Origin of the sequence: Acidisoma silvae (assembly GCF_020618775.1) — a bacterium.
GTDB classification, from domain to species: domain Bacteria; phylum Pseudomonadota; class Alphaproteobacteria; order Acetobacterales; family Acetobacteraceae; genus Acidisoma; species Acidisoma silvae.
This window is the reverse complement of the sequence record NZ_JAESVB010000007.1, coordinates 62262-74177: the sequence shown is the minus strand read 5'-3', so window position 1 is coordinate 74177 and position 11916 is coordinate 62262. Positions and strand designations below refer to the sequence as shown.

General features: G+C 65.3%; 10 protein-coding genes and 1 pseudogene. 5 read left to right on the top strand and 6 right to left on the bottom strand.

Annotated features, from left to right (window positions below; translation table 11 throughout):
- Positions 1–49: 49 nt before the first annotated feature.
- The 4 genes from ASILVAE211_RS15800 to ygfZ are packed head-to-tail and all read left to right on the top strand — an operon-like array spanning position 50 to position 4344.
- Positions 50–1522 carry a leucyl aminopeptidase gene (locus ASILVAE211_RS15800; RefSeq protein WP_227322308.1) on the top strand — a complete coding sequence of 491 codons (1473 nt, stop codon included), beginning with the start codon at positions 50–52 and terminating at the stop codon, positions 1520–1522.
- A gap of 53 nt (positions 1523–1575) precedes the next feature.
- Complete coding sequence (locus tag ASILVAE211_RS15795) at positions 1576–3042, top strand: leucyl aminopeptidase family protein (RefSeq protein WP_227322307.1); 1467 nt, start codon at positions 1576–1578, stop codon at positions 3040–3042.
- Between the two features lie 22 nt (positions 3043–3064).
- A complete protein-coding gene (locus tag ASILVAE211_RS15790; RefSeq protein ID WP_227322306.1) occupies positions 3065–3514 on the top strand; it encodes a DNA polymerase III subunit chi in 450 nt (149 codons plus the stop codon).
- A complete protein-coding gene (gene ygfZ, locus ASILVAE211_RS15785; protein ID WP_227322305.1) occupies positions 3511–4344 on the top strand; it encodes a CAF17-like 4Fe-4S cluster assembly/insertion protein YgfZ in 834 nt (277 codons plus the stop codon). Before ASILVAE211_RS15790 ends, ygfZ begins: the two co-directional genes overlap by 4 nt.
- 110 nt (positions 4345–4454) lie before the next feature.
- On the opposite strand, the gene ASILVAE211_RS15780 is transcribed toward ygfZ, so the two are convergent.
- The gene (locus tag ASILVAE211_RS15780) at positions 4455–5009 is read right to left on the bottom strand and encodes a hypothetical protein (protein ID WP_227322304.1); all 555 of its coding nucleotides are present in this window, start codon (positions 5007–5009) and stop codon (positions 4455–4457) included.
- Between the two features lie 21 nt (positions 5010–5030).
- Entirely contained in the window at positions 5031–5210 is a 180-nt protein-coding gene (locus ASILVAE211_RS15775) for an entericidin A/B family lipoprotein (RefSeq protein ID WP_227322303.1), read from the bottom strand.
- 173 nt (positions 5211–5383) lie between these two features.
- On the opposite strand from ASILVAE211_RS15775, the gene ASILVAE211_RS15770 reads away from it, so the two are divergent.
- Entirely contained in the window at positions 5384–5668 is a 285-nt protein-coding gene (locus ASILVAE211_RS15770; protein WP_227322302.1) for a hypothetical protein, read from the top strand.
- 80 nt (positions 5669–5748) lie between these two features.
- On the opposite strand, the gene lpdA is transcribed toward ASILVAE211_RS15770, so the two are convergent.
- From lpdA to ASILVAE211_RS15750, 4 genes and pseudogenes are all read right to left on the bottom strand, one after another.
- Positions 5749–7140: a dihydrolipoyl dehydrogenase gene (lpdA, locus tag ASILVAE211_RS15765; RefSeq protein WP_227322301.1), complete on the bottom strand. Its 1392-nt coding sequence runs from the start codon at positions 7138–7140 to the stop codon at positions 5749–5751.
- A gap of 128 nt (positions 7141–7268) precedes the next feature.
- Positions 7269–8474 (bottom strand): 2-oxoglutarate dehydrogenase complex dihydrolipoyllysine-residue succinyltransferase, encoded by a 1206-nt coding sequence (gene odhB / locus ASILVAE211_RS15760; RefSeq protein ID WP_227322419.1) that lies wholly within the window; start codon positions 8472–8474, stop codon positions 7269–7271.
- Between the two features lie 108 nt (positions 8475–8582).
- Positions 8583–8798: pseudogene (locus ASILVAE211_RS26350) on the bottom strand (biotin/lipoyl-containing protein); the annotation flags it as partial.
- Positions 8799–8839: 41 nt separating this feature from the next.
- Positions 8840–11737 (bottom strand): 2-oxoglutarate dehydrogenase E1 component, encoded by a 2898-nt coding sequence (locus tag ASILVAE211_RS15750; RefSeq protein ID WP_227322300.1) that lies wholly within the window; start codon positions 11735–11737, stop codon positions 8840–8842.
- Positions 11738–11916 lie beyond the last annotated feature (179 nt).

Below are 11916 nucleotides of genomic sequence, written 5' to 3'. Positions count from 1 at the left end.
CCGCCGCGCCGCCCATCTCGCGCGGTGATGGAAGCTCAAGGATCCCTTCATGCTCGACGTCGCCTTCTCCAAGCTTGCCGCACCCAAGACCGGCGCGGTCGTTCTGCTGCTGGCCGAGGATGAGCAGCTGTCCGGCATCGCCGGCGCGCTGAACGAGGCTTCGGGCGGCGCCATTCTGCGGGGTTTGGAGGTTGCGGGCTTTAAAGGCCAGAAGGGCAAGACGGCATTGCTGTTCGCGCCCGTCGCCGGGCTGACGCGGGTTCTGGCCTATGGCATCGGCAAACGCGCCGACCTCAAGGACAGCGTCTTGCAGGAGGCCGGTGGCAGCATTGCCGCCGCGCTCGCGGCGGAAGCCCAGGTGACGATCGTCGCGGAAGGCATTCCCGGCGCTGACGCCGCTCATATCGCCTATGGCGCGACCCTGCGCAGCTACCGGTTCGACCGCTACCGCACCAAGGAAAAGCTGGAAGACAAGCCGAAGCTGGCGGGGATTGCCGTGCAGGTCGCCGATGCCACCAAGGCGCGCGCCGCTTTCGTGCCGCTCAAGGCGGTCGCGGAAGGCATCTTCCTGTCCCGCGATCTGGTCAGTGAGCCCGCCAATATCCTGACGCCCACGGTGATGGCCGAGCGCTGCAAGGAACTCACCAAGCTCGGCGTGAAGGTTGAAATTCTCGGCCCGAAGGAAATGACCAAGCTCGGCTTCGGCGCGCTGATGGGCGTGGCCCAAGGCAGCGTGCAGGAACCCCGCATGGTGGTGATGCAGTGGAACGGCGCCGGCACCCGCCGCGCGCGCAAGCCGCTGGTCTTCGTCGGCAAGGGCGTCACCTTCGACAGCGGCGGCATTTCCATCAAGCCGGCGGCCGGGATGGAAGACATGAAATGGGACATGGCGGGCGCGGGCGCTGTCATCGGTCTCATGGCAGCGCTGGCGGGCCGCAAGGCTAAGACGGATGTCGTGGGCATCGTCGGTCTTGTGGAGAATATGGTCTCCGGCAATGCGCAGCGTCCGGGCGATGTCGTCACCAGCTATTCCGGCCAGACCATCGAAGTGCTGAACACGGATGCCGAAGGCCGCCTCGTGCTGGCCGACGTGCTGTGGTACGCGCAGGAAAAATTCGATCCGGCCTTCATGGTCAATCTCGCCACCCTGACCGGCGCGATTATCGTTGCCCTCGGCCAGGAACATGCCGGCCTCTTCAGCAATGACGACGAACTGGCGCAGAAGCTGCTCGCCGCCGGGCTGGAAACGGATGAGAAGCTGTGGCGCATGCCGCTGGGCGAGGCCTATGACCGCGCCATCAAGTCCGATATCGCGGATATGAAGAATATCGGCGGCCGCTACGGCAGCGCCGTCATTGCGGCCCAGTTCATCCAGCGCTTCGTCAATGACAAGCCCTGGGCGCATCTCGATATCGCCGGCACCGCCTGGTCCGGCAAGGACACGGCCATCACGCCGAAGGGTGCCACCGCCTATGGCGTGCGCCTGCTCGATCAGCTTGTCCGGGCGCATTACGAGAGCTGACCCCAAGGTCTGGCCTGATTGCCTGACCAAGACGAACGAAAGACTGCTCCGCGATGCCGTTTCCTCAACCGGCCCTATCCCTGATCGGCCCTGCCGACCTTGGGCCGCATACCGTGCTGATCTTGCCCGTACGTCCGGGGGCTTTGCCGGGCGATCTGGCCGCTGCGGCTGCCGTGGCTGGCTTCACGGGGCTACAGGGCAAGGTTTTGCTGCTCCATGCCCCGACACCCGGCTATGCCGGGCGCAAGGTGCTGCTGCTGGGGCTGGGACCGGAGGCAACCGAGGCCGAGACCGAGGCGGAGGCTGCCGGGGCGGCGGCCACGGCCGCGCTGGCCCGCGAGCATCATATCGCGATCGACGGGCGCGGCCTGCCGCGCAGCCTGTCGGTGGCGCTGGTCCTGGGGGCGGCGCTGCGGGCCTGGCGGATGCCGCAATATCGCCAGGGGGAACGCACGGAGGACGCCTGCCTTCTCGACAAGATCGATCTGCTGGTGGAAGACCCTGCACGCGAAGGCCGGCGCTTTGCGGAGGCGAAGGTTGTTTTTGAGGCCGTCTGCTTCGCCAAGACGCTGACCGCCGACCCGTCCAACGTGCTGACGCCGGCGGTCTTCGCCGAACGCCTGCGGGCTTTGGAGAAATTCGGTATCGCGGTGGAGGTGATCGAGGGCCGCGCTTTGGCGCGGAAGGGATTGAACTTGCTTTCCGCCGTCGGCCGTGGGTCTGCCAATCCACCCGCCCTTGTCATTCTGCGCTGGCCCGGCACGCTGGCAGCACCCCCCGTTACCTTCGTCGGCAAGGGCATCACCTTCGATACCGGCGGCATTTCCATCAAATCGGCCGACCGTATGTGGGATATGCGCGGTGACATGGGCGGCGCGGCTGTCTGCGCCGGCGCCATGATGGCGCTGGCTCGCCGCCACAGCCCGGCACCGGTCTCGGCCGTTCTGGCGCTGGCCGAGAATATGACCGGCGGCGATTCCTATCGGCCCGGGGACGTGCTGCCCAGCCATAGCGGGCTGACGGTCGAAATCATCGATACCGATGCCGAGGGGCGGCTGGTTCTGGCGGATGCGCTGTCCTATGCCGTGACCCATCTGAAGCCGCGCGCTTTGGTGGATGTCGCAACGCTGACCTATGCGGTGGGTGTCGCGCTAGGCCATGAGAAGGCCGGATTCTACGCCAATGACACCGTGCTGGCCGCCAATCTGGCGGCGGCGGGCGAAAATGTCTCCGAGCCGCTTTGGCGGCTGCCGATGACGGACCGTGATCGCGACGCGCTGGGCTCCGACATCGCCGATATCAAGCAATGCCTGTCCGGCAAGCTGGTGCCGGACGCCAATCTGGCGGCGGCCTTTCTCAGCCGTTTCGTCGGCGACACGCCCTGGGCGCATATCGATATCGGCGGCACCGATGCGCGGGACGAGGCGGATGCCCGTCACCCGGCCGGCCCCACGGCCTTCGGCCTGCGCCTGTTCGATCAGCTTGTCGCGCTTCGCTACGAAGACCCGGATCACCCTTGAGACCGTTTGGAGGCTGAAGGCCATGGCCGAAATCGGCTTCTATCATCTGACCCGCGCGACGGCGCAGGACGTGCTGCCGGCGCTGCTGGGCCGTACCCTGTCGGCCGGCCAGCGCGCCATCATCCTCTGCGGCAGCGAGGAGCGTCTGGCCGCGCTCGATACCGCGCTTTGGCAATGCCAGAACCCCGATTGGCTGCCGCATGGCTCGGCCGCCACGGGCCATGCGCCGCAGCAGCCGATCTGGCTGACATTGCTGGACGAGGACGCGCCGAACGGCGCGCGGTTCATCTTCCTCATCGATGGCATGTCGACCGCGCAACTGGACAAATTCGACCGCGTCTTCGATCTGTTCGACGGGAATGACGACGCCGCCGTCTCGGCCGCCCGCCGGCGCTGGGTGGCGGCCAAGGATGGCGGCCATACGCTCAGCTATTGGCAGCAGGGACCACAGGGATGGGAGCGCAAGCAATGACCCGGATCGCGACACTGGATCATCGGGCCGTCATCGCCGTCACCGGCGAAGACCGCGTCTCCTTCTTGCAAGGTCTGGTCAGCCAGGACGTGGCGCTGGCCGAACCCGGCCGCGCGCTGTGGTCCGCGCTGCTGACGCCGCAGGGCAAGTGGCTGGCGGAATTCTTCATCATCGCGGACGGCGACCGGCTGCTGCTGGATGTGGAGGCCGATCAGCGCGAGGATCTTATAAAGCGGCTGTCGCGCTTTCGCCTGCGCGCCAAGGTTGCCGTCACCGCTGACGACTATGTCGTGCAGGCCGCCTGGGAGGGCGCAGCGCCGGATGTGGCCGATGGTCTGGTCGCTGCCGACGCGCGGCTGCCTGAGGCTGGGTTTCGTATCCTCAGCCGGGCCGGCCTGCCCGTGACCGCAACGCTGGCGGAGTGGGACGCGCATCGCTTGGCGCTCGGCCTGCCGGACGGCGCCCGCGACCTGGAGCGCGAGAAAACTGTTCTTCTCGAAGCTGGCTTTGACGAGCTTGGCGGTATTTCCTGGACCAAGGGCTGCTATATGGGGCAGGAGCTGACGGCCCGCACCCGCTATCGCGGCCTGCTCAAGCGCCGGCTGGTGCCGGTGGCGATCGAAGGTGCGGCGCCTGCGCCGGGCACCATTATCCTGACGGCAGAGGGCCGCGATGTCGGCACCATGCGGTCCTCCGCAGGGGCGCTGGGCCTCGCCGTTTTGCGCCTGGACGTGCTGGACGGCGCCGAGACACTTCTGGCGGGCGACGCCCGTCTGGTGCCGCGCGTGCCGGCCTGGTTGAAGATGCCGGAACCCGGCGCCAGACCCTGACGCCAGCCTAATCCGCGCCGCTCGCGCGTTTTAAGCCTGAGATGAAGCGTCTCCCCAAACCGTCATGCCCGCATTCGCGGGCATGACGTCGTTTCCACGACGCATGGCCGTCAATCCGCCACCCCGATATCGTCCAGAACGCTGTCGGCCTGTGTCGTCACCGCGTTCAGGTTGGCGTTATAGGGAATATCGTTGAGCCGGGCCGCGACCTGATCGGGCGGGATGGTGAAGATCGGGCTGGCCAGCAGGCGCTGCACGGCGGCCTGATCATTGGCCTGATAGGCCTGGGCCAGTCCCAGCATCGTATCAAGCACGGCCTGTGCCGGCGCGGTTTCGCTGATGCCGACCTGCGCCCGCATCCTCTTTCGCCAGTCCAGCATCTCTAGGCGCGTCAGCGCATCCACGTCGATCCAGCGCGGGCTGCTGTTCAACTCGCCGCCCATATAATCCAGGGCGGCGATGGCGGTCGCCGCCTTGGCCGGATTGCCGATGATGGCGCGGGTGAAGTCGAAGGACGCGATATCCAGGGCGCGGGTATCGATATCGCCATTGGTGCCGAGCGCGCCGGGCGGCATCACCGCCGTGTCGGGCGGCAGATCCCGGTGCAGGCAGCCGCCAAGCGCCAGCAGGCCGCAGGCGGCGAGGGTCGTCAGTCGCTGATGCATCGGAATTGTCCGCCTGAGCGGTTACAGGTGATTTTCGACGGAATTGGCGGCGTGGCTCACGGCATGGCCGGTATTGGCGACATCCTGGCCTGCGCCGGAAATGGTGTTGCATCCCGCAAGGCTCAAGACCAGGGCGGCAGCCAAAGCCAGCAGGAACAGGAAGCGATACGGTATCGGGGCAGGCATAGTCCTGGTCTTCACGGCAGTCTCCTTGTGGACACCCGATCCGGCGCGGCGCTCCGGTGGGCAGAACAGCATTTCACATTGAAGGGAGCTGCCCTGCAAGAAGCTGGCGGGTCTCTAAGAAAGGCTGGATGGTGTCACCATATGTATCCTGCTGAAACAAATCGGATGTGAAAGAGGAGACGTTCCCGATGCGCATTTCGAATCCGAAAATTCTAGCAAGTGCCATAACGCTGGCACCCGAAGATGCCGAGGCTTCCATGCTCGGCCGCCGCCGCGAACTGGCGGCGCTTATTCAGGCGGCTTTGAAGGTAGGGTCTGATCTCCCGTCGCGGGAGGCCGGGCGTCGTGCCTTCGCCGAATTCATGAAGCTGGTGCCGGGTGTGCAGCCGGCCAATGCGGTGGCCGTCGCTGCCTCCGGGCAGGTCATGTTCACCGGGGCGAAACGCAAGAAGCTGCGCAGCGCCATCGTCTGACGCTGCTATGATGGGCTGAATGCAAAAGGGGCGGCCGGACATATGTCCAGCCGCCCCTTTGCGTTTAAGCTGCGCGACAATCAGATATGGATAGCCCGGCCGTCCACCGCCAATGCCGCTTCCTTCACCGCTTCGCTGAGCGTCGGATGGGCGTGGCAGATGCGGGCCACGTCCTCGGCCGAAGCGCCGAATTCGATGGCCGTCACCAGTTCCGCGATCAGGCCGCCGGCATCGGGCCCGATGATCTGGGCGCCGAGCAGACGATCCGTCGCCTTATCCGCCAGAATCTTCACATAGCCGTCCGTCGTGCCGATGGCGCGCGCGCGGCCATTGGCCGAGAAAGGGAATTTGCCGATCGTATAGGCAACGCCCGCCGCCTTCAGTTCGGCCTCGGTCTTGCCGACGGCGGAGACCTCGGGCCAGGTGTAGATGACGGACGGAATGGCGTCGTAATTCACATGCCCTGCCTGGCCGGCCAGGATTTCGGCAACCGCGATACCCTCGTCCTCGGCCTTATGGGCCAGCATCGGCCCGACGCGCACATCGCCGATGGCATAGATGCCCGGCACATTGGTCGCGAAATGCGCGTCCGTCGCCACCCGTCCGCGATCATCCAGCGCGACGCCGGCATCCGCCAGACCCAATCCGTCCACGAAGACGCGGCGGCCGATGGCCAGCAGCACAACGTCGGCTTCCACCGTCTGGGCCTCGCCGCCCTTGGCGGGCTCCACCGTCAACGTCACGCCGGTATCGGTCGTCTCGGCCTTGGTAACCTTGGCGCCGAGCTTGAAGCTGAGACCCTGCTTTTCCAGGATGCGCTGGAAATCCTTGGCCACATCGGCGTCCAGTGTCGGCACGATCCGGTCCAGAAATTCAATGACCGTCACTTCCGCGCCCAGCCTGCGCCAGACGCTGCCGAGTTCGAGGCCGATGACACCCGCGCCGATGACGACGAGATGCTTCGGCACGGCGGACAGTTCCAGCGCGCCGGTGGAGGTGACGATGCGTGTCTCATCGACGGCCACGCCCGGTAGGGGCGTGCTTTCGCTGCCCGTGGCAATCACGACGGCCTTGGTCGCGTATTCGGTCTCGCCCACCGCCACGCGGCCGGCGCCCAGGATTTTGCCCTCGCCCTTCAGCCAGGTGACCTTGTTTTTGCGGAAGAGGAACTCGACGCCCTTGGTATTGGCGCTGACGACTTCCAGCTTGCGCGCCATCATGCGGTCCAGATCCAGCTTGACGCTGTCGATGATGATGCCGTGGTCCTTGAAGCTCTCGGAGGCCTCATGGAAATTCTCGGAGGATTGCAGCAGCGCCTTGGAGGGGATGCAGCCGATATTGAGGCAGGTGCCGCCCAGGGTCTCGCGCTTTTCGACGCAGGCGACCTTCAGGCCGAGCTGGGCCGCGCGGATGGCGCAGACATAGCCGCCGGGGCCGGAGCCGATGACGATCAGGTCGAAGGCTTCGCTCATTTTTTCTCTCCACACACACCGATCGTCATGCCCGGCCTTGAGCCGGGCATCTACCCGTTTTGGTTCGGTCGAGGGGTAGACCCGCGGGACAGGCCCGCGGGTGACAGCGTTCAGTCAGAGGCGATGGCTTACAGACCCAGCAGCAGGCGGCGCGGGTCTTCGATGTTTTCCTTCACCCGCACCAGGAACGACACGGCTTCCTTGCCGTCGATGATGCGGTGGTCATAGGTCAGCGCGACATACATCATCGGCCGGATTTCGACCTTGCCGCCGATGGCGACCGGGCGTTCCTGGATCTTGTGCATGCCCAGGATGGCGGCCTGCGGCGGGTTGAGGATCGGCGTCGACATCAAAGACCCATAGACGCCGCCATTGGTGATGCTGAAGGTGCCGCCCGTCAGCTCGTCGAGCTTAAGCTGGCCGTCCCGCGCGCGCTTGCCGAAGCTGGAAATGGCACCTTCGATCTGGGCGAAGCCCATCTTGTCGGCGTCACGCAGCACCGGCACCACAAGGCCGCTCGGGCCGCCGACGGCGATGCCCATATGCACGTAGTTCTTGTAGACGATGTCGTCGCCGTCGATCTCGGCATTGACCGCCGGGAATTCCTTCAGCCCTTCCACGCAGGCGCGGACGAAGAAGGACATGAAGCCCAGGCGCACGCCGCCATGCTTCTTCTCGAAAGCGTCCTTATACTGGCTGCGCAGCGCCATGGCCGCCGACATATCCACCTCGTTGAAGGTGGTCAGCATGGCCGCCGTGTTCTGCGCTTCCTTCAGCCGGTTGGCGATGGTCTTGCGCAGGCGGGTCATCTTCACGCGCTCATCGCGCGGCTCGTCCTGGCGGGCGCTTTTCGCGGCCGGAGCGGGAGCCGCTTTGGCGGGCACCGGCTTGGACAGGAAATCGAGCACGTCGCCCTTGGTAATGCGGCCGTCCTTGCCGGACCCGGCGCCGACATCGCTGGCCGAAACGCCGGTTTCCGTCATGCGCTTCTGCGCGGCCGGGAAGGGGGCGGCGGCCGGGGTTGCCGGGCGCGGCACGGGGCCGGACGCGGGCGGCGGCGGATTGACGCCGGCATCGGGCTTGGCGGCGGGCTTTGGCGCGGCGCCGGCGCCGGTGGCAATGGCACCCAGCACGGCGCCGACTTCCACTTCGCCGCCATCCTGCACCAGGATTTTGCCGAGCGTGCCGGCGGCCGGGGCATTCACCTCGACCGAGACCTTATCCGTCTCAAGCTCCAGCAGCGCCTCGTCGGCGGCGACGCTGTCGCCCTCCTTCTTCAGCCAGCGCGAGACGGTGGCGGTGGTGACGCTTTCGCCCAGCGTCGGCACCACGATATCGACCGACCCGCCGGACGCGGCGGCCGGGGCGGGGGCTGCCGCCGGTTCGGGGGCGGAGGCCGCCGGTGCCTTGGCGGCGCCGCCGGCTTCCGAAATCTCGCCGATCACCGCGCCGACTTCGACCTCCGCGCCGTCCTTCTGCAGGATCGCGCCAAGCGTGCCGGCGACCGGGGAAGGCACTTCCACCGTCACCTTGTCGGTCTCCAGCTCAACCAAGGCTTCATCCGCAGCCACGGTGTCGCCCTCCTGCTTGAGCCACCGGGCGATGGTGGCGGAGGTTACGCTTTCACCAAGCGTGGGAACCTTGATCTCGGTCGGCATCGTCGCTCCTGATCGGACTGACTGAACTCGGCGTTCGTCGGTTATTGCAGAGCGGCGGCAACCAGCGCCGCCTGTTGGTTCGCATGGACTTTGGCGGAACCCGTCGCCGGGCTGGCCGCTTCTTCGCGGCCGACATAACGCGGCCGCTTGCTCGGCGCGTCAATCGCCACCAGCACGCGTTCCAGCCTGCGGTCGACGAAAGTCCAGGCCCCACTATTCTCGGGCTCTTCCTGGCACCACACGACCTCGGCGTTCGGATAGCTTTGCAGCAGCGTGCGCAGGCCCATGGCCGGGAAGGGATAGATCTGCTCCAGCCGGATCAGGGCCACATCGTCGATGGCACGCTCGCGCCGGGCGGCGAGAAGATCGTAATAGACCTTGCCGGTGCTGATGACGACGCGGCGAACCTTTTCGTTATCGACCAGCGTATCGACCTCGCCGATGACCTTGCGGAAGCTGGTGCCCTCGGCCATTTCGCTGAGCGGCGAGACCGCCAGCTTATGCCGCAGCAGGCTTTTCGGCGTCATGATGACCAGCGGCTTGCGGTAGTTGCGCTTCATCTGGCGGCGCAGGGCATGGAAGTAATTGCCTGGCGTCGTGATGTTGCAGACCTGCATATTGTTCTCGGCGCACAGCTGTAGATAGCGTTCCAGGCGGGCGGAGGAATGTTCCGGACCCTGGCCTTCCTGGCCATGCGGCAGCAACAGCGTCAGGCCCGACATGCGCAGCCACTTGGTCTCGCCGCTGGCGATGAACTGGTCGATCACCGCCTGCGCGCCATTGGCGAAATCGCCGAACTGCGCTTCCCACAGAACCAGGGTCTTCGGATCGGCAACGCTATAGCCGTATTCGAAGCCGAGCACGCCGACTTCCGACAGCAGCGAGTTGTAGATCTCGATCTTGGTCTGGCCGTCGCGGATATTGTTCAGCGGCGTGTATTCGTTCTGGTTGGTCTGGTCGATCAGCACGGCATGACGCTGGCTGAAGGTGCCGCGCTGGCAGTCTTCGCCCGACAGGCGCACGCGATGGCCGTCCAGCAGCAGCGTGCCATAGGCCAGCGCTTCGCCGGTCGCCCAGTCGATCCCTTCGCCGGTTTCGCTGGCGACCTTCTTGGCCTCCAGCTGGCGGGCGATCTTCGGGTTGACGTTAAAGTCGGCCGGCACGCGGGAGATGGCGGCGCCGACCTCGCGCAGCGTGTCGAGTGCGACACCCGTGGTTTCCTCGGACCGCGTCTCGTCATCCTCGCCGCGATTGAGGCCGGTCCACTTGCCTTCCAGCCAGTCCGCCTTGTTCGGGCGGTAGGATTTGCCGGCCTCGAAGGCTTCTTCGAGCTTAGTCGTGAACTTGTCCCAGATGCCCTTGGCGCCGGCTTCGCTCAGCACGCCTTCGGCCACCAGCTTCGCGGCATAGAGCGTGCGCGTCGTCCGCAGCTGGTCGATGGCGCGATACATGATGGGCTGCGTGAAGGCAGGCTCGTCCGCTTCGTTATGGCCGTGGCGGCGGTAGCAGACGATATCCAGCACCACATCGCTGCCGAATTCCTGGCGGAATTCGGTCAGCAGCTTGGCAGCGAAATAGACGGCTTCCGGGTCGTCGCCATTCACATGCAGGATGGGGGACTGCACGGATTTCGCGACATCGGTGCAATAGAGGCCCGAATAGGCATGGGCCGGAATGGTCGTGAAACCGATCTGGTTATTGGTGATGACATGCACCGTGCCGCCGGTGCGGTAGCCGATGAGCTGGCTCATCGCCAGCGTCTCATAGACGATACCCTGGCCGGCAAAAGCGGCGTCGCCATGCAGCAGGATGCCCATGACCGAACGGCGGCCGCGGGTGTCGCCGGCCTCGTCCTGGCGCGCGCGCACCTTGCCGACCACGACGGGGTCGACCACTTCCAGATGCGACGGGTTAGGCTGTAGCGACAGATGGACCTTGCGGCCTTCGATCTCCAGATCGGTCGAGGTGCCGAGATGGTATTTCACGTCGCCCGAGCCCTGCACGTCATCGGGCTTGGAGCTGGCGCCGCCGAATTCGCTGAAGACGGCCGTGAAGGGCTTCTTCACGACATTGACCAATGTATTCAGGCGGCCGCGATGCGCCATGCCGATCACGATTTCGCTCACGGCATCGCGAGCGGCCGTGCGGATAATGGTGTGCAGCGCCGGGATGGTTGATTCGCCACCTTCCAGGCCGAAGCGCTTGGTGCCGACGAAGCGCTTCTGGCAAAAGGCCTCGAAAGCTTCCGCCTCCGTCAGTTCCTGCAAAAGCTGCGTCTTGATTTCGGCGGAAATCTGCGCGCGCCAGGAACTGTTTTCAATGCGGCGTTGCAGCCAATCCTTCTGCGCCATGTCCTGCATGTGCATGAATTCGATGCCGATATGACCGCAATACGTTTCTTGCAGGATATTCAGAATTTCCTGAAGAGTCGCAGTCTGGCGCCCGAGAAGATTGTCGATGAAAATCGGCTTGTCGTAATCCGCTGCCGTGAAACCATAGGTTGCGGGATCAAGTTCCGGGTTCTTCCGGCGTTCCTGCTGCCCCAGCGGATCGAGCTTGGCGGCCAGATGCCCGCGCACGCGATAGGAGCGGATGAGCATCAGCGCGCGGATGGAATTGATGGTATCGTCATGAGCATGCTCGGCGGCTTCCGCGCGGGACGCCGGAATACCGGGAGACGCCTTTGCACCTGCTTCGGCTTTTTTGCCGGCGGGCGCGGAGGCCGGGCCGTCAGCCTCGATCTCCCAATGGCGCGGCGCCCAGGATGCGCCGGAAGCGTCGGTCAGAACCAGACGCTCTTCGTCGTTCAGCGCTTCGAACAAAGTCCCGAAACTGGGATCGACGGAGGCCGGGTCGCGCACCCAGCGGGCATAAAGATCGGCGATAAAGGCTGCGTTCGCACCGTTAAAGGCGGTGGCGAGGATATCGACGCCTGGCATGGGGGCTCCGTTCAAAACAGCCCGCCCGATCAGGGCGGGGCCGCCGCTTGATGGCCGAAGTCTATAAGCCCCGGCGCCCTTCAGAAATAGTGTGCACGGCTTGATAAGGAGGCAACGAAGTCAAACGCCTGGGTTGCCTCCCACGCATGGAAATGCCCTGTTCCAGCCTTAATTTGCGT